Genomic DNA, 18,512 nt, shown 5'->3' with positions numbered 1-18,512 from the left:
TATGAAAAAGGAAGACCTTAAACATGTTGCAACAGAAGATTTGCAAAAAAAATATAAAACCTTTAAAATGGCATTTTTTGTATTAGCCGGTATTGTAGCTGTAATGTTTGTTATAAGTTTTTTTAACTGGAAAGAAGGAGGTTTTAGTGCTACTGTTTTGATGCCAGTCTTTTTTATCCCTATGGTTTTGGTAAATTATGTGAACCTCAAAAAAATTGATGCAGAATTGAAATCTAGAAATGATATTTAGAATATTTAAACGGCAATCCATTCAAAAAATGAATTGCCGTTTTTGCATTAATTAGACTCAGTATTCTTTAATCTGAAAATAAGTTATTACTCATTTTTTGGTAAGTGAATGCCTTTAGCTAGAATTGCCGCACCGATAGCCACCAACCAAATCACTTTAACATGAAATAAAGGCTTGTATATTTCAAAATTGTCTGGAATACCCATAATAACACCCATGGCGGCAAGCCCTAATAAAAGCGTAAACCAGCCCAACCATTTAGCAACAATATGCCATCTTATTAGTCCGTAACCCAACAAGACTAAACCAACCCCTGAAAAAACACGACCAAATCGAATAAAGCAGGTCACATATTGATTAGTGTACAAAATATCGTTTACAAATGTTTGAATTTCTGCTGCAGACTTTCCTGCCGTTTGTCCAACGCCCCAAGCACCGAAATTATAAAAATATGCATTTGCAATAGCCAAAGTAAACGTACCAATAATAAGCATGCCAGCTCCAGGCAGTATAAGTACGCGATAAGGTTTTCTTGCAGCTACTGATACTAAGGCAAACAAGGCAATGGCCATAGTAACCCAGCCGAAAATATGAATACGATACATCCAAATCCAAGTCCAAACATTCTCGCCAATAGCTTCAAAATCTGAAGCTACAATGTATTCTCCAATATGGTGAGGGGATAGTGCCCAACCCAACCATAGTAACAAGGCGGCTACAATAAATGCCCAACCTGTAAATTTAGTTTCAAAATCTTTTGTCATAATATTAGTTATTGCATATTTTGTAATAATGCAATCTAATGTGAAATTATTCTTTTTAATGTAACATTAGTTACATGAGAAGATGCTTAGTTGCTGTAAATTAGGTTATTGGTTCTTAAAGCTAAAGAAGAAATATTTTGAAAAGAAGAGATTTTGTAAAAAAAGGAACACTAGGTTCTTTCGCTGCACTGATAGGTACAGAACTTGTTTTTGGCTCTAAAATGTTGAATGGCTATACACCTTTAGCACTCCAAGAACCCGACCCGTTTAAACTATTTAACAAGCACAAAGACATGGTGGTTCTCAATGATAAACCATGGAATATTGAAGCACAGGCGCATTTATTGGATGATAAGATAACGCCTAATTCGTGCATGTTTATTAGAAATAATGGATTAGTACCTGAAGCTATTGACCCAAAAACATGGACGCTTGAAATTGATGGTGAATCGGTAAAAAACAAAAAGAAATATACGCTAGCTGATTTGAAATCGAAATTCAAGCATCACACGTATCAATTAACATTAGAGTGTGGAGGTAACGGGCGTTCAGAATTTGATCCTCCAGCAAAAGGTAACCAATGGACAGTTGGTGCTGTACATTGTGCTTCTTGGACAGGTGTTCGTTTACGCGATGTTTTAGAAGACGCTGGCATTGAAAGTAGTGCCGTTTATATTGGATATCATGCCATAGATAAGCATCTTAGTTTAGATCCTAATAAAGAGCCGATTTCTAGAGGTTGCCCAATGCAAAAAGCCCTACAAGATGAAACTCTTTTGGCATTTAAAATGAATGGGGAAGATATTCCTTTGGTTCATGGCTATCCATTGCGCTTAGTAGCTGGCGGTTGGCCAGCATCGGTTTCTGGCAAGTGGATTAATAGAATTAGCGTACGCAATAAAGTACATGATGGTACAAAAATGACAGGTACAGCCTATAGAGTGCCTTGCACCCCAGTTGCACCAGGAGAAAAAGTAAAAGATGAAGACATGTGCATCATAGAGTCTATGCCTGTAAAATCGCTAATCACATACCCAAAAACTGGAGCAATACTAAAAAAAGGACAGTCTTTAAACATTAGGGGACATGCATGGGCGGGTGAACTAGAGGTTGCTAAAATGGAATATTCCATAGATTTTGGCTCAACTTGGAGAACATGTAATATTGAGCAACCTGCAAACCGTTTAGCGTGGCAACACTTTTCGGCTAGTATAGATTTTCCAAAATCTGGTTATTACGAAGTTTGGGCTAGAGCTACAGATACTAACGGAATAGCGCAACCAATGCTTTTACCAGGATGGAATCCTAAAGGATATTTGAATAATGCTTGTCATAGAATAGCAGTAAAAGTTAAGTAAATGACCCAAAAAGAAGACGCCTTTTGGATACAAGTTAGAAAAGTATACCGCCTTTTAACGCTGCTCTTTGTATTGTTTTTAGTTGCTGGTGGAGGTTTGTTATTCTACATAGCAAATCCTAACATGTTTACGCCAAAACAAGAGTATGTAGCATTAGAACCTATTGAAGTTGATGAGGATAGAATTGAAAATGGTATTCATGTGCGAACAGGTTTAATTGATGCTGAGGGGTTAATGACTGTAGTCAATAACTGTACTAATTGCCACTCATCAAAATTAGTAACTCAAAACAGAATGAATGCTGAGCGTTGGAATGCTACAATTAAGTGGATGCAAGAGACTCAAAATCTATGGGAATTAGGTAAAAATCAAGAAGTTATAGTTAATTACTTAGTTACAAATTATCCGCCAAAAGAAAAAGGAAGGCGTGCTGTTTTAACCAGTATTGATTGGTATGAATTGGAGAATTAACATCATAGTATTTCTATTATTCATTTTGGCATGTAAGGAAAATGAAGCTAGTAATTTATCAAAAATTAAAACGAAATATGTAATAGAGGCTAACGAATTAATGGCAAGTGTTCATCGTCCTAACATTAAAATAATAGATTTCAGGAAAAGAGAGAACTATGAAAATGAGCATATAGTTGGTGCATTAAATATATGGCGAACGGATATTGAAAACACCTCTTACCCATATACAGGTATGATGGCAAGTAAAACACAAATAGAAACTTTATTTGGAAAACTTGGTATTCAAACTAAAGACACTCTTATTGTTTATGATGATAATGGCCTATGCGAAGCCTCTAGATTATGGTGGATACTGCAAAACTATGATTTTGAAAACGTAAAACTTTTAAATGGTGGTATCTCAGGATGGAAATCAATTAATGGAGAAGTAAGTACTAAAACGCCTAAGGTTAATGCAACCAGATTTAAACTTACAAAAACTCCTAAGATGCGTTATTATGCATCAAAAGAGCAGGTAATTAATGCCATAAAAAACAACACGGTTATTCTAGACACTAGAAGTGAAGATGAATATTCGGGAAAAAAACAAAAAAAAGGTGCTAGTAAAGGAGGTAGAATACCCAAAAGTATTCATATGGATTGGGTAGTGGCTATTCATTATAATGGTGAAAAGAGATTTAAATCCATAAAAGATTTAGAAAAAATATATGGTAATTTAAATAAGAACGATTCTATCATATTGTATTGCCATAGCGGTGTTCGTTCGGCACATACCAATTTTGTGCTTACGCAACTGTTAGGGTATAAAAACGTTAAAAATTACGACGGCTCGTGGACTGAGTGGAGTTATTTTAGCGATTTACCTTTTGAAAATGATAGTATAAATTAAATAAATAAAAAATGGAAAAGTATTTAGAAGCGTTTTATAATGCCTTTAATGGCACTTTAGATTGGACATGGAAATCCATAATCTTTGAAGTTCCGTGGTACACTAATTATTTTTGGGGACTTACAGCTATTTCATTAATTGTATGGTTATTGGAAATCGGCTTTCCTTGGCGAAAAGAGCAGTCTATTTTTAGACGTGATTTTTGGTTAGATGCATTCTATATGTATTTTAATTTTTTCATGTTCTCAATTGTGATAAGTGGGGTTTATGAAATATTGGGGTTACTTTTTAGCGAAATTAATATTACTGCAAAAAGTTTGGCTCTTATTGATATCACACAATGGGCGCCATGGTTGCAATTGGTAGTATTCTTCATTATACTCGATTTTGTACAATGGTTTACACATGTTTTATTACATAAATACCGCTTTTTATGGAAGTTCCATAAGGTACATCATAGTGTGAAGGAAATGGGATTTGCCGCACATTTGCGTTACCATTGGATGGAAAACATATTGTATAAACCACTAAAAACTTTTGGCGTAATGCTCCTAGGTGGTTTTGAACCGGAACAAGCCTATATTGTTCATTTCGCAGCAATTGCCATTGGCCACTTTAACCATTCTAACATTAAAATAACTTGGGGGCCTCTAAAGTATATTTTCAATAATCCAGTAATGCATTTATACCATCATGCCTACACGTTACCTGAAGGCAAGTACGGTGTAAATTATGGGATTAGTTTAAGCTTATGGGATTATATTTTTAAAACTAATTATATACCAGAAGATAGCGGTAAAATAGAAATTGGATTTAAGGGCGATGACAAATTTCCAAAGGACTTTATAGGCCAGAACACCTATGGTTTTAAAAAGGGACAACTTTAATTCATTCCTTTTTATAATTAATCATTCAATTGTTAAAATATAGCAACTACTAATTTAGCAATTGAATGATTTTTAAAAATCAGACAACCTAAACTTAATACCACGATTCTTTTTTATAAATTTTGCTTTTAGCAACACGTTCACGATTATATAAAAGCACTTTGTTTTCAGTTACAGTTCTGCTTCTATATCCAAGTATGTGAAATATTGGTTTTGCTAAAAACTGAACCACCTTTAAATCTGCCTTTAAAACCCCTTCTTTTTTGCTTTCCCAAGATATACCCGGTAAACCCACCAAAAGTGAATCTACCTTAAAACGACGTAACACTCGAGAAAGGAAAAGAAAAAACGGTAAAATAGGTTTGATGATAAAAAAGCCTTCGTTTCCTTTGTTTTGATATAGCGGCATAAATAAATATCCGTTATGATTAGAACAGATTTCTTTTTCGTTATAGGTTGCAATTGGTGTGCCTTTACTAATACGTTGAAAACTTTTAAAGCCTTCTTTCATTTTAAAATGATCTTTCCCTGTTATCTTCAATAAATGTACAATTTCATAAAATTGATCTGAACCTTTAGATGCTGATTTTAAAGTTTCTAAGTGGTGATCTACGTTTGTATTGATTTTATCTAGTATTCCAGAAAACACTAAGGCTAAATGAATAAAAGCAATATTGTTTTCTACAGAGCGTATATCGGTATGTTGCCCAGATTCAAAACCAATAGACACATAACCTAAGCTATTGATATAACTTAGTAAGGCACCTTCTAAATATTCTTCGATACCCAAAACAATCGGCACCGGAAAAAGCTTTGAAAACCCTCTGTTTATCAACGCATCGTTAATAGTAATAAAAGGTAGGCTCTGGCTAGAGGTAGTATGTAAATCTATAAAGTAAAAGGGGCCTTTATTTTTTTCTAAAAATTTTTTTATCAGCCCAAAAATCTCTTGTAATTGTAATTCTTCATTGTTGACTGAAGTTTTAGACAGCACTTTTTCGATGTGTGCTTTCGTCCAAAGTCTATTTAAGTCTTCATCTATATAGCGTTGGTCTTCATCTAACGCCTTTAAATTACCTAATATGCCATATACATTCCCATGTAGATTATACGTATCTATATCTGTCAACACACGCTTTAGTGCTGTAACCCCAGCCTTCTCATTCCCATGAATACCTCCAAAAAACACTATGGTAGGTAACGCTATACCTTTTTCTATTTCAAAAAGTAAATGCGTGTTTTTAGATGTATCTATTGGTTTTGTTTCTAAGTTATTCATAAAACTATAAATCTCTTGAAGTAATTAACCCTATAAGTTTATTCCCTTTGGTAATGGGTAAAAAATGAATGTTATTAGCTTCCATCAAAGCTTTAGCCTCAGGTATTTTAGTTTGATCGTGTATTGCTATCACCTTTTTGGTCATGATGCTTCCAACAGATTGAATTGCACTTTCTTTTACGTCTTTATAGTCCTTGATATCACTCCAGGATAAAACACCTATCAACTCCTTATTATGACTAATAACGGGCATATGATGAATATTTTTCCATAACATGATATTTAAAACCAACTCAATACTATCGGTTTTGTATACCGAAAAAATATCAGTTCGCATAATATGTTTTACTACTCTGCTTCCTTCATCTGGTAATTCTGCTGTTTCTTGCAAAATACGCCATGTAGAGACCGGGTAATCATGTTCTTGTTTTTCGTATAATTTTGAAGTTAAAATTTGCATAGCTTCAAACCGCTTATGGCTTTTCAGCAAGTGCCTATAGCTTCTTACCATCCACTCTGAACCGTTTAAACCTCTCACTCTATTTTTAATAATTGCCAGATAATATTCTACATCTTTTGGTGAAACACCAAACTTGTATAAGCCCTTGTAGGCCATTGGTAGTAGCTCGTCTAAAATTAAATCAGAACACGAAATATACGTTCCGTTCCAATAAATTTGGGCAGCCATACCATAGCGTGCTGCATTAAAAAAGTTGGTTTTTACATCTTTAAAATCCCATTGTTTATGAATGTTATCATACTTTTTGGGTTTGCCCATCATTACACCTACCCAAAATACCATATTTGCAATCTCATCCACAATGGTAGGTCCCGAGGGGATATATCTGTTTTCTATTCTTAAGTGGGGTTTTTCACTACCAACGCCATAGCAAACACGATTCCACGGATATACCGTGCCGTTATGTAATTGTAATGCCAATAATTTTGGTATTTGATTGTTTTCAATAAGATCTACACTATCCTTTATATAAGCTGAAGTTAAAAAACTTCTGAAACGAGAAATATTATCCTTAAAAATATCGGTTACCGTTCCTGTATACCAATTTTTACCAAAACTTACCCGAGATTGATTTTCGTTTAGCAAAAATGAATTTGCCCTAGTATCAATACTTTGGGTAAAAAGTGCTATTCTGGTTTCACTCCACAGTTCTTTACCAAACAGTAACGGCGAGTTTGTACATGCACTTAAAATTGGTCCAGCAATGGCTTGTGCCCAATTATAAGTGTCGATAAATTCATTTGGGTTTACCTGTAAGTGCATTTGAAAACTGGTGTTACACCCTTCCAGCATTACAGAATCGAATAATAAATTTAATTCATCAACACCTTGAATGTGGATGTTAAAATCTTGTTTCCTAGAATCTTTTATGGCTTCATTTAAAACGGTGTAGCGTTTTAGCGGCGTCATTTGGCTTTCACCAATATTATCTAGCCCAATGGATGGCAAAATACCAGTTAATACAATTTTGGTGTCCTTCTTTTTAGCAGTGTCCTTTGCTTTTTTTAAGAGTATTTTTAGTTGACTATGGAGTGTTGAGAAGCAATCGCCCTTAAGCTCAACAGGATCTAAATTTGCCTCTAGGTTATAATTTCCTATTTCTGTAGTAAAATGCTCATCGTTAATATCTTCAAGGATTTCTAAAGCATTATTGCTAGGCGAAAAGTTGGTTTTTACAAGACAAAACTCCTGTTCTGCACCAATGCGAATAGGCTCCGTTTCAATCATTCCCTTTTGCAACATGAGGTCTAATGCCTTAATATCGTTCAACAAATGATGGACGTAATTAGCCCTATCCTTTTTTCTCTTTAGCTTTTCTACATCCATATTGCCCATAGCTTAAACAGTTTAGTTGATATTCAATATGTTAAATTACTGCTATGTTGCAACTTATTCTATGATTTTTGTCATAGCCACAACGTGCTTAAAAAAACGTGGTTTTTAGGTGTCTTTAAAACTCAAACTTCAATTGTGCACTTACAGTTTTTTCAATCTTTGGTTTGTCTTTCTTTTCAGTATTTAAATTAGATAGCGAAATACCCAATAAACGTACCGAATTGTTCAACTTTTCTTGATATAACAGGGATTTTGCAGTTTCAAGAATTACACTTTTATCGCTTAAGTAGTAAGGCAAGGTTTTACTTCTGGTTTGTAGCGTAAAATCACTGTACTTTATTTTTAATGTAATTGTTTTTCCTGCAACTTTACTTTTGGAAAGTCTTCGAGACACCTCTTCAGCAATATGCTCCAGTTTTTCTAACATAAAAATTTCAGAAGATAAATTCTCACTAAACGTACGTTCGGCAGCTAAACTTTTTCTGGTACGATGTGGCTTTACTTCACTAGTATGAATACCTCTTACAATATGGTAGTAATATTTGCCAGATTTCCCGAAATGATTTTCGAGATACTCTAAAGATTTTTGTTTTAAATCTGCCCCGGTAAAAATTCCTTTTTGGTACATTTTTTCGGTAGTAACTTTTCCAACACCATAGAATTTCCTAATATCCAATTGCTCTAAAAATTCAAGAACCTCTTCTGGATTAACCGTTTTTTGTCCGTTAGGTTTATTGTAGTCGCTAGCTACTTTTGCGATAAATTTATTGATGGAAATACCTGCCGAAGCGGTTAAGCCTACTTCATTAAAAATACGTGCTCTAATTTCTTTTGCGATTAAAGAAGCGCTCGGATTTCCCTTTTTATTTTGCGTTACGTCTAAATAAGCTTCGTCTAAAGATAATGGTTCAACCAAATCAGTGTAATCATAAAATATACGTCGTATTTGTTGCGAAATTTCTTTGTAGCGCTCAAAATTCGTCCTGACAAAAATAAGTTCAGGGCACAATTTAGCAGCTAAAGTTCCTGCCATAGCACTTTTAACACCAAATTTTCTAGCTTCATAACTTGCGGCACTTACCACACCGCGCTTACCGCCACCACCTACGGCAATGGGTTTTCCTTTTAGTTCAGGATTATCCATTTGTTCAACAGAAGCGTAAAACGCGTCCATATCCACATGAATTATTTTCCGTATTGGTAAATCGGTTAACATAGTGTAAATTTAGACATTAAATGTCTTTTATTTAAATTGAGAAGTAGCTCCTTATGATAGAAATAGAACGGAAATTCTTGGTAAAATCAGATGCTTTTATAAATGAAGCCCATACCAAAACAAGATTAATTCAAGGATTTCTTAACACTCATCCAGAGCGAACCGTTAGAATAAGAGTAAAGGACGATTCTGGATATGTAACAGTAAAAGGAAAATCAACAAACGATGGTTTAAGCAGGTTCGAATGGGAAACCAAAATACCCTTAACCGATGCCGAAGCGCTTTTAAAACTTTGCGAACCAACACTAATTGATAAAATACGTTATGAGGTAAACGTTGGTAATCATATGTTTGAAGTAGACGTGTTTTTAGGAGATAATGAAGGTTTGATTGTTGCTGAAGTTGAGCTGTCCTCTGAAAATGATACCATGGAAAAACCAAACTGGTTAGGTGAGGAAGTAACTGGACAAATAAAATATTACAATTCGCACTTGAGCAAACAACCCTATAAAACGTGGTCATCATGAAAAAAACAACCATAACTTTGGCAGCGCTAATCGTACTATTTTGTAGCTGTAAAGAAGATGTAAAAACACCTGTTTCTGAAATTAAAGATGACGTGAAAAGCAAGGAGCTATTACAAACATCAGTCCAGGAAAAAAGAGACAATACAGAGGTAGCAACTGGCGAACCCCCTAAATCCACCAAACAGATTAAAGCTGAATTAACAGCTAAAGGCTTTAAAACGTTTGACTATGTAGATGAAAAAACAAAAGATACTATTTTAATGCAGCAATACTTTATAGCGTTTTTAAAAAGAGGGGCAATTCGCAGTCAAAACGAAGAGGAGGCGGCAGAATTACAAAAGCAGCACTTAGCGCACTTAACCAAAATGTATGAATTGGGATATGCAGATATTTCAGGGCCTTTTGGTGATGATGGCGATATTCGAGGCATTACCATTTATAATGTGCCCACTTTAAAAATGGCAGACAGTTTAGCCAATTCAGACCCTATGGTTAAGGCTAGACGATTAGAAATAGAAATTCATCCTTGGTGGGCTGGTAAAGGGTTTACTTTGCGATAAATTATTTTACAATCGTAATAAGGTAGCCTTCAAAATCTTTCAATATTTGGTTTACACCGTTGTATGCTGCTGAATTTAGAGTAGAAATTGTTACAGAACATGGTGGTTCAGTTCTTTCATTGTTTATATTCATAATAAGCGTATCTGTTATTGAATTGGACAATTGAATGTTAAATGTATTACTACCTTGTTTTCCATTTACAAGAATAACAATTAGATTTTTCTTATCTAAAATATTTTGAACTGGATTAATTGTTTCGTATCCACTAGAATTACTTACAATAATATCGCTTGAATTAAATGTGTTGTTAGATATGAGGTTATTTCCACTTTCATCAACAATTTCAATAAAAAGGAATTGTTCAAATAGATCTCCTTCACACACGTTATCTTCGTTACAAGAAAATAAACATAAGAAACAGAGAAAAAGTATAAATATTTTCATGAAGTATTTTATCTATAGATGTAAAGAAAAATTAAAGGTTGCTTAAAAAGCTATATTTATTTTGAAATCTCAATCCATCGTTTCGCTTCATTTCCAAATTCATCAACCACGATAATCCAATGTTTTCCAGATTTTGGTTTGATACCTAATTCGTGGATGTCTTTCGTACTGCCCATAAAAGTATTGTCAATATACCAAAATACTGTGCTTTCGGGTTTAGAATGTGCAATTTTCAAGATGAGGTCGTTGGTTTCCCCATCAAAATCTTTAGGTAAAAAAATAGTGTTATTTGCTTTAGGGTAAATAAAATCGATAGAAACTGAGGTATCACCCAAGCAATCACTTCTAAATTTTGGCAATGGTTTGTAAAACGGATTTTTGGTTTTATAATAATGTGCCATTATGGGTGGTAACACAAACCAAGACTTATGAATAATATTCGAAACGTCTTCGCAAGACGAGTTAACCTGATAGGTTTCATTATTGTTTAAGTGCACTAAAACATGATACGGACATGGTTGTGTTTTCAATCCGCTTTGTTGTATGTATTGATCTTCTACAGCATCACAATCAGCGGAAGCGCGATAACCGCTCAATTTACAAATAGAAACTTCTTGCATCTCATCAAAAGGTTTTGCAAACCAATCACTATTGGGTAACACATCAAATACATCAAAAAGAATAGGTGCTGCAGCTTGAACGCCAACTAATCCAGGGCGCCCTTCACCATCAGCATTTCCCACCCAAACACCAACTACATAATCTTTGGTGGTGCCAATAGCCCAGGCATCGCGAAATCCAAAACTGGTGCCAGTTTTCCAAGCAATTTGTTTAGAGCCATCAAAAAACTCCCAACTTTCATCACTTTCAGGCCGATTAACTTCTTTCATGCTTTCATAGGTCAAATAAATTGAAGCTGCATCAAACAATGTTTTATCCGATGTTTTTTGTCCAAAATCTATACGTTCAGAAGCTATAAAACTAGGTTCACAAAATTCATTTGAAAAATATTCACTTGAGGTTTCTGAAAAATGATTCAAAGTAGAGGATAATGCCGCGTAACTTTTACACAAATCCCATAGATTGCTTTCGGCGCCACCCAAAACCAACGATAGGCCGTAATGGTTTGCTTCATATTTTAAATCCTTTAGCTGCAATTGTTTTAAATAATGATGAAACCGATCTAGCCCAAACTTTTGCAACATTCTAACGGCAGGAACATTTAACGATTTAGATAATACACGACTCGCGGATACTGCACCATCATAGGTTTTGTTATAATTTTCGGGGTTATAATTTCCAAATTGTGTGGGCACATCGGCGACTAAGGTGTGGGGCAATAAATCGCCACTATCCAACATAGCGGCGTATAAAAAAGGTTTTAAAATGCTGCCCGTACTTCTTGGTTTATCAATAATATCAACATCTTTTTGGTGTGTATTATCTGTTGGTGCATTACCCACATATGCTAAAACTTTTCTAGTGTTTACATCTAAAATTAGTACTGCTGCATTGTAAATTTCGTTCTGACTTAATTGATTATAATGCGTCTTTACTATATGATTTACCTGTTCTTGAAGTAGTTTATCTATGGTTGTTTTTACAAATTGTCCGTGATAATTTTCGCTTACTTTTTGTAACAAATGTGGCGCGATTTGAGGTAATGGATAAGGCTTTTGTGGCAATCCTTCAACAATTGATAATTCATAGGTTAAAGTGTCAATTATTGAGTTACTTAATAGTTTTTTTAAAAGACGATTTCGTTTTTTTAATAAATGCTTTTGGTTTTTTCCAGGATAAATCAAACTGGGTGCATTTGGTAGTGCTGCTAAAGTTGCGCTTTCTGCCCAAGATAATTCAGCAGCATCTCTATTAAAATACCGCCATGACGCAGCGTCTAACCCCACCACATTCCCTCCAAAAGGTGCATTACTTGAATAATAAGCCAAAATCTTATCTTTAGATTCTCGAAATTCCAAACGTGTAGCTAAAATCAGTTCTTTTAACTTCTCAAAATAGGTGCGTTTTTGTCCTTTTCTAGATAATCTTATGACTTGTTGTGTCAAGGTGCTACCACCGCGTTTTACACCTCCAGATTTTAAATTATCCCAAAGTGCTTTAAAAATAGACACCGGATTAAATCCAGGGTGCTTATAAAAATATTCGTCTTCAAACTGAATAATACAGGTTTTAAACTTTTTAGGAATACTATCGTTGTGCGGAAATCTCCATTGGCCATCCTTAGCAATTTGAGCACCTAACAAATCGTTAGTTGCACTTTTAATTACTGTAGCTGTGGGGGCTTTAAAAAGTTGTTTTGGTAAGCAAAAATAGTAGGTAACTAGAAGTAATGAAACAACTAAATACCTTACTTTACGTTTTTTAATATTTCTAAAATTCTTATACACTTATCTTTCAACCGTTACCCATTGCCCTTTAGTTCGCACCAAAAATTCATCATCATACATTGCTTCTGCTTGAATTCCTGGTAAATAATACGTACCTAAATAGGCAGCATTCAGCATTACATTAAAGGTTTTGGTACTGTGTTTTCCCTTTGCAGGTAAATCAAAATAGAAATATACGCGGTCGTCTCTAATATCGGTATGTCTTGCTGCACTTGTTGTGGTGTTTCCGAAGGCGGTAAAACGCGTATTTACAATTTCCCATCCCGATGGAAATATTTCGGTTAAAGCCACATCATTTACTGCGCTATTATTTAAGTTGCTTACACTCACGGCAGCTACTAAATCCTGACCTTGATGTAATTTAGAAACATCAATACGATTGCCTTGTAAATCTTTGTATTGCACTGAAACACTCAACCCACGTTGTTCGGTCAATTCTTGTCCAAGCGATAGTTTTCCGGAGTTCAGCACCCGAATATACACTACATTCTCCTTGGTGTTATTCAATAACAAACGGTTTTTACCATCCACTATATACAATTCACGTTGCGCAATAGCGTTTTTAGTGTCTATTTTTTCTGTTTTTCCGTTAATGGTATAGTTTACTTGTAGTGCTTTACCACCGTTAGCACTTACCATTTTAGCAATGGCTAGCAAGCTGTAAGCCGTGGTTTGCGTACTCATCCATTGGTTGCTAGATAAATCTTTGGCAATGGTTTCTGCTAATTCTCGTGTTTTAGGGTTTTTGGTTAGCACCATAGTTTCTAAAGCCATCGCACGATTTCTATCTAAAGACCCATACGTGTAATAGTTATAGCGTTGCAGCTTAAAGTTAATATTTGCCGATTGCGACAGTTTATCGCTAGCCTCTTTTTGTCCTGCCAAAGCATAGGCTGCTGCCAATCGCCATTTGGCTTCATTAGAGATTTCACTAAACTCCCGTAAACGGTTCATGCTTGCCAAATCTGGACTACCCGCTAACGCTAGAGTATATAGTCGATAAGCTTGTGCCAAATCAGAATTATAGGTACGATAACTTGGTCGCCAATTTCTAGCCGCTTGCTTCTGGTATGTCAACCAATTGCTTTTAAAGGTTAACGGTAATACATAACCTTTCTTTTCGGCTTCAATCATAAAATGTCCTGCATAACTGGTGCCCCAATCATTAGCGCTAGCTTCTCCCATCCAATAACTTAAACCCCCATTGGGTTTTTGGAAATATCCTAAGCGTTTGATGCCGTTCTCGATATTTTTGCGAATCTTCTGCTTTTTATTTGAGGTCAAATCGAAAATATCCTCTAAAAATAACTGTGGAAAGACACTTGAGGTGGTTTGCTCCACACATCCGTGAGGATAACGAATGAGATATGCCAAACGACGTGTAAAATCCATAGGAGGGAGGGTGGAAAACTCTACCGTTGCAGAATTTGTTCCCATAACACCAAACGTTGAAAAATCTATAGCTTCTGATGCATTTGCCGTTAAGGTTTTATCGATGGATTTTGAAGTTATTGGGTTTGTATTCACTACATCCAATTCAACTTTATATTTAGACGTTTCTCCATGTCCTGTTGCAATTACTTCAACGGTGTTAATACCTTTAGCTTTACTCACGTCCAATTCAAAATATGCCATTTGCTCATCGGGTTTTGCAAAACTTAAATTTTTTGAAGTTTCACCTACTGCCGAAATGCCATTGCTTAATTTCAAACTAATATTTACGTTTTTCACTTTAGGTTCCATCGCAAAAACGGTAACAGGTAATGTTACTTTTTCTCCCGGGCTTAATTTTCTTGGAAGTGTAGCCAACACCATTAAAGGCTTTTTTACAGGAACGGTTTTGTCTGTGCTACCATATGCCTCATTCTCATTATTTCCAGCCACAACCATAGTGCGTACCGAACCTATATAATTTGGTAATTTTATTTGATGTGTTTTTGTTTTGCCTGCATCCAATTTAAATGGCCCTAAATAGGTAACTACAGGCTTAAAACGGTTTGCTTTTTTGTTCTTACCGGCTGCGGCACTACCGTCTCCACCAATGGCAAATACCTGATCGATACTTCCTGAATACGCACCAATCACATCATCAAACACATCCCAGGTTTTTACGCCTAAAGCCTCCCGTTTGTAAAATTCATTCCAAGCATTCGGTGTTTTAAAACGGGTTAAATCCAATAAACCTTCCTCAACCATAGCAATAGTGTACGTCATGGGTTTATTGTTTTTTTCTGAAACTTTTACTTCAAAACTTTGTTCTGGACTTAGAGCATTGGGCATTTGCAGTTCGGGATACAATTTCGTGTCTGGGTTTTCTACCATTATAGGAATAACACCATATAAACGGATTGGTAAATCGTTAGCTGTTATGGCATGAGGTTGTAACAACGAGATATTAACGAATACGTTTGGTGCCATTTCTTTTGAAATTGGTATATCAACAACCGTTTCGCCTTTAGCAGTTTTTGCCCATTTATAATCCAATACTTCCGTGCCGTTTTCAATACTAACCAAAGCACGCCCTTCGCTTCCCGAAGCAAAAGTAATTTTAGCAGTTTCACCTACATTATAAGTTTCTTTGTCAGCAGAAAACACCAACATTTTAGCCGCTTCCTTATCGTTAGAAGGTGCTTTTTGCCACCAGTTTTTATAAAAATAGGCGGTCCTTCCTGTGGCGTGACCACTTTCTGTGTCTAAAACTCGAATCAAATAACGGCCACGGTCTTCATCTGGGATATTCACTTTGAAATTAGCTTTTCCGTTGGCATCGGTATTTAACTTTAAGGATTTATAGGGCCTATGATAGCTACTGGATACGTAACTCGCTAAATCATCATAAGATGAATTCCACCACCAGCGCCACTCTACTTTATATATTTTTACTTCCAAATTGTTGCGCTGTATAGGTTTGCCTTTTTCATCTACTGCAACCACATCAAAGGTTTGGTTTTCATCTGTAAAAAACGAACCATAAGCGTTCCCTTTTGGCGACCGTAAGCCTACAAAGGTATTGTAAGGCGCATAGGTTTTGGTGAAAGCATCCATGGAGAAATCACCCCCATTTTCAAAAGCGCGCACCAAAAATTGTACGTTTAGCATGCCTGGTGCATTTTTGCCAATATTCAGTGTTTTATTTATGGTTGCTAAACCCTCTTCATTCACCTTCCCTTCAAACACATTTAGTTCTTCCGTTTCAAAGTTTCGTGTAGGGTCATTAAAGGTGTAGTTTTTATAATTATTAAAAGCGGTGAAGGCAGCACTAAATTTCGCTTTGACTTCAGCTTTCAAGTTTTTTCCTAGTGCACCATGCAGCCATTTTACATCCAAAGTACCTTTTAGAGGTTTGTTATTGGTTAAAATATCATTTTCAAAATCAACCTTTAATTTTAGGCGATTAGGTTTTACCGTTTCAATTTTAAGCGTTTTATTAAAAGTTGCACCACCTACAGAAACCTTGGCGCTGTAATTTCCTGTTTTATCCTCTGTTGAAGTTGGTACCGTGAATTTGTAGAAATTATTAAGATTATCGGCAGTTACATTTTTATACACCAGTTTACCATTAGGATTAGTGATTTCTAATTTTATAGGATGGCGTTTTGGTAACGGGTTGGCATTGTCGTTTAACATAAATGTTAAATGCAAGGTGTCTCCAGGTCGCCAAACCCCACGCTCGCCATAGAGATAGCCTTTTAGCCCGCGTTGTAAACGATGGCCAGACACATCAAACTTACTTAAGGACAATGAGTTACCATCCTGTAATTTTACATAAGTGGTGTTATTTCCTTTTGAAACAATAGCGAAGTTGGCGTAATTATCGGCATCAATAATTGTCAATCCTTCAGTATCCGTCGTTCTACTTTCTAATTCTTGTTGTTGAAAGTCATACAGCGTTACTTTTGCATTGGCCTCAGGCTCGGTATTCAAAATATTAGTTACCGCAAAATAATAGGAATTATTGGCCCCTCGTTTGGCGATAACACCCAAGTTGGAAGCCAACATGTTTTGTGATACTATTTTACTTTCGGTATAATAGGCATCATGACAGGGATTTTGTTGCTCCCGCCAATTGTAGGTATAATTTTTGTAGCGGTATAATAGATTATCCCAGTACATTTCTTCGCGCAAATCCTCATCTGCCGAAGCAACATCTGTAAAGTCGTCTTCATAATAATCTTCCGTGTAATAATCATCATAACTATCATTTTCAATATTCGAAGTATTTGCATTTGCCTCACAATTGTACAACGAATAACGCCTACCAAAACTTAATTCCACGCGATAAATCGCCCCAGCATCAGCTTTAAAAAATTTAGATAAATCGATACTGTAGGCTTTCCATTTTCCTGTGTTTTCTGCTGCAGTTTGTAGTTGAATGGTTTGTTTCGTAATGCGTCGCCCTACTTTTTTAATATCGTAGCGGTTGTTACTGTTCAAATTATTATCCTGTAAAAATTGAAGCACATTATCTTCATAAATCTTAATGACGCGAACATCAACAGCGCTTAAACTCACCGCTTCAAAATTAAATTTTAATTCTCGGGAATTAGGTAAAATGGTTCCATTGCTTATTAATCTTACTTGGGGTTTTAAGTCTTCAAAAGCAATAGTTTCGGAAAACGGTTTTTTCAATTTATAACCTTCGGTATTTTTGATACCTTGAAACACATCTACCTGAATACTACCAACAAGTTTTGTGTCTGGATACACTTTCAACACATTACCATCAACAATATATCGCGGATTGTTAACATTCTGAATAGATACCAAGCCATCAAAATTCTGTTGTTTTTTTAAGGGGTCTGAAAAGTTGATACTCAAAAATTGTTCGGGGGTTTGGGTTACTTCGGTATCTACTATAGTAAAGTTATTTCGACCCGGAATAGCAACACTGTTTTCGCCATTATTTTGTGCTTTAATACTCTTCCCGTTCCATTTTATTGTAATTTCAGTATCGTCAACTAAACGGTAAATGCTGTCAATCTTAAACTCAAAGTATTTGGAGCTTTGGTTTAATTCGTTAAAAACCAAAGGTAATTTTTTTCCGTTTTGTGAGGCCTCTACTAATGTTTTAGCATCTTTTAAAGCAATAACGTCAGCAGTTTTTATAACAGCTTCCATGTATTGCCACTCTTTACCGTAGGACTGCAAATTATTGGTGACCACATTAAAACTTGGTGTAATGGTTTTAAATTGAAAAGTGTAATTACCAAAACCCTTGGGCATATTGCTGTAAATATCATCAAGTTTAACAGCGACGGTATATTCTGTATCTGGCTCTAAATGTTCATCGGGTTTAAAAAGTAAGGTATGCGTATTAGCCACCTTTAGTTTTCCCTCAACATGCGGTGTGATGGAAACGATATTGCCGGTGATTTCCTGTCCCATTTCCCACCCCTTAACTTCGTTTGCTAAATTTATTTGAATTGGGCTTGCTACCGATGTGATGCCAGATGTGGTATAGCTGATATAATCTCTAAATTTGAAAAGGTTATCAGTTTCTACAGTTTGTTTTTTACAGGAGACAGCTAGCACGATTACCATGGTGATAGCAACGAGTTTTTTGAATGACATAAAGATGAGCGTTTAGATTAACAAAATAC

14 protein-coding genes are annotated in these 18,512 nt (G+C 35.5%); 7 read left to right on the top strand and 7 right to left on the bottom strand.

The window, feature by feature from the left end:
- Position 1 precedes the first annotated feature (1 nt).
- The gene (locus tag BMY39_RS02745; RefSeq protein WP_092575047.1) at positions 2-250 is read left to right on the top strand and encodes a hypothetical protein; all 249 of its coding nucleotides are present in this window, start codon (positions 2-4) and stop codon (positions 248-250) included.
- Between the two features lie 86 nt (positions 251-336).
- Here BMY39_RS02745 and BMY39_RS02740 read toward each other — a convergent pair whose 3' ends face one another.
- Positions 337-1,014, bottom strand: a complete 678-nt coding sequence (locus BMY39_RS02740) for a hypothetical protein (RefSeq protein WP_092575045.1) — start codon at positions 1,012-1,014, stop codon at positions 337-339.
- Between the two features lie 137 nt (positions 1,015-1,151).
- Here BMY39_RS02740 and BMY39_RS02735 point away from each other — a divergent pair, with 137 nt between their 5' ends.
- From BMY39_RS02735 to BMY39_RS02720, 4 genes are read left to right on the top strand one after another with little or no spacing between them, the layout of a single operon-like run.
- On the top strand, positions 1,152-2,372 hold the full coding sequence (locus BMY39_RS02735) for a sulfite oxidase (protein ID WP_092575043.1): 1,221 nt from the start codon (positions 1,152-1,154) through the stop codon (positions 2,370-2,372).
- Complete coding sequence (locus tag BMY39_RS02730) at positions 2,373-2,843, top strand: monoheme cytochrome C (RefSeq protein ID WP_092575041.1); 471 nt, start codon at positions 2,373-2,375, stop codon at positions 2,841-2,843.
- Positions 2,827-3,735, top strand: coding sequence for a sulfurtransferase (locus tag BMY39_RS02725; RefSeq protein ID WP_092575038.1), 909 nt, complete (start codon positions 2,827-2,829; stop codon positions 3,733-3,735). The genes BMY39_RS02730 and BMY39_RS02725 overlap by 17 nt, the downstream gene beginning before the upstream one ends.
- An 11-nt stretch (positions 3,736-3,746) precedes the next feature.
- On the top strand, positions 3,747-4,622 hold the full coding sequence (locus BMY39_RS02720; RefSeq protein ID WP_092575036.1) for a sterol desaturase family protein: 876 nt from the start codon (positions 3,747-3,749) through the stop codon (positions 4,620-4,622).
- Positions 4,623-4,716: 94 nt separating this feature from the next.
- Here BMY39_RS02720 and BMY39_RS02715 read toward each other — a convergent pair whose 3' ends face one another.
- The 3 genes from BMY39_RS02715 to dinB all read right to left on the bottom strand — a co-directional run bounded on the left by BMY39_RS02715 (position 4,717) and on the right by dinB (position 8,972).
- On the bottom strand, positions 4,717-5,901 hold the full coding sequence (locus BMY39_RS02715) for a M14 family metallopeptidase (RefSeq protein ID WP_092575035.1): 1,185 nt from the start codon (positions 5,899-5,901) through the stop codon (positions 4,717-4,719).
- Positions 5,902-5,905: 4 nt separating this feature from the next.
- A complete protein-coding gene (locus BMY39_RS02710; RefSeq protein WP_245738144.1) occupies positions 5,906-7,747 on the bottom strand; it encodes a CBS domain-containing protein in 1,842 nt (613 codons plus the stop codon).
- Between the two features lie 124 nt (positions 7,748-7,871).
- The gene (dinB, locus tag BMY39_RS02705) at positions 7,872-8,972 is read right to left on the bottom strand and encodes a DNA polymerase IV (RefSeq protein ID WP_092575030.1); all 1,101 of its coding nucleotides are present in this window, start codon (positions 8,970-8,972) and stop codon (positions 7,872-7,874) included.
- A 53-nt stretch (positions 8,973-9,025) separates the two neighbouring features.
- Between dinB and BMY39_RS02700 the strand changes: the two genes are divergently transcribed.
- On the top strand, positions 9,026-9,499 hold the full coding sequence (locus tag BMY39_RS02700) for a CYTH domain-containing protein (protein ID WP_092575028.1): 474 nt from the start codon (positions 9,026-9,028) through the stop codon (positions 9,497-9,499).
- Positions 9,496-10,059 carry a YciI family protein gene (locus BMY39_RS02695; RefSeq protein ID WP_092575027.1) on the top strand — a complete coding sequence of 188 codons (564 nt, stop codon included), beginning with the start codon at positions 9,496-9,498 and terminating at the stop codon, positions 10,057-10,059. Before BMY39_RS02700 ends, BMY39_RS02695 begins: the two co-directional genes overlap by 4 nt.
- Before the next feature lies 1 nt (position 10,060).
- Here the strand turns inward: BMY39_RS02695 and BMY39_RS02690 are convergent, their stop codons facing one another.
- The 3 genes from BMY39_RS02690 to BMY39_RS02680 form a co-directional block, all read right to left on the bottom strand.
- Positions 10,061-10,444 (bottom strand): hypothetical protein, encoded by a 384-nt coding sequence (locus BMY39_RS02690; RefSeq protein WP_177176531.1) that lies wholly within the window; start codon positions 10,442-10,444, stop codon positions 10,061-10,063.
- Between the two features lie 116 nt (positions 10,445-10,560).
- The gene (gene pbpC, locus BMY39_RS02685; protein ID WP_092575020.1) at positions 10,561-12,912 is read right to left on the bottom strand and encodes a penicillin-binding protein 1C; all 2,352 of its coding nucleotides are present in this window, start codon (positions 12,910-12,912) and stop codon (positions 10,561-10,563) included.
- On the bottom strand, positions 12,913-18,483 hold the full coding sequence (locus tag BMY39_RS02680; protein WP_092575018.1) for an alpha-2-macroglobulin family protein: 5,571 nt from the start codon (positions 18,481-18,483) through the stop codon (positions 12,913-12,915).
- Positions 18,484-18,512: the final 29 nt, after the last annotated feature.

The organism is Hyunsoonleella jejuensis (assembly GCF_900111025.1).
Lineage (GTDB): Bacteria > Bacteroidota > Bacteroidia > Flavobacteriales > Flavobacteriaceae > Jejuia > Jejuia jejuensis.
The sequence above is the reverse complement of the archived record's forward strand: the minus strand, read 5'-3'. Positions and strand labels throughout refer to the sequence as shown.

What these genes read in the sequence shown, in the direction of transcription:
- BMY39_RS02680 (WP_092575018.1), bottom strand. Translation starts at nt 18,483, where the DNA reads ATGTCATTCAAAAAACTCGTTGCTATCACCATGGTAATCGTGCTAGCT.
- BMY39_RS02695 (WP_092575027.1), top strand. Translation starts at nt 9,496, where the DNA reads ATGAAAAAAACAACCATAACTTTGGCAGCGCTAATCGTACTATTTTGT.
- BMY39_RS02745 (WP_092575047.1), top strand. Translation starts at nt 2, where the DNA reads ATGAAAAAGGAAGACCTTAAACATGTTGCAACAGAAGATTTGCAAAAA.
- BMY39_RS02710 (WP_245738144.1), bottom strand. Translation starts at nt 7,747, where the DNA reads ATGGATGTAGAAAAGCTAAAGAGAAAAAAGGATAGGGCTAATTACGTC.
- BMY39_RS02740 (WP_092575045.1), bottom strand. Translation starts at nt 1,014, where the DNA reads ATGACAAAAGATTTTGAAACTAAATTTACAGGTTGGGCATTTATTGTA.
- dinB (WP_092575030.1), bottom strand. Translation starts at nt 8,972, where the DNA reads ATGTTAACCGATTTACCAATACGGAAAATAATTCATGTGGATATGGAC.
- BMY39_RS02730 (WP_092575041.1), top strand. Translation starts at nt 2,373, where the DNA reads ATGACCCAAAAAGAAGACGCCTTTTGGATACAAGTTAGAAAAGTATAC.
- BMY39_RS02720 (WP_092575036.1), top strand. Translation starts at nt 3,747, where the DNA reads ATGGAAAAGTATTTAGAAGCGTTTTATAATGCCTTTAATGGCACTTTA.
- BMY39_RS02700 (WP_092575028.1), top strand. Translation starts at nt 9,026, where the DNA reads ATGATAGAAATAGAACGGAAATTCTTGGTAAAATCAGATGCTTTTATA.
- BMY39_RS02715 (WP_092575035.1), bottom strand. Translation starts at nt 5,901, where the DNA reads ATGAATAACTTAGAAACAAAACCAATAGATACATCTAAAAACACGCAT.
- BMY39_RS02725 (WP_092575038.1), top strand. Translation starts at nt 2,827, where the DNA reads ATGAATTGGAGAATTAACATCATAGTATTTCTATTATTCATTTTGGCA.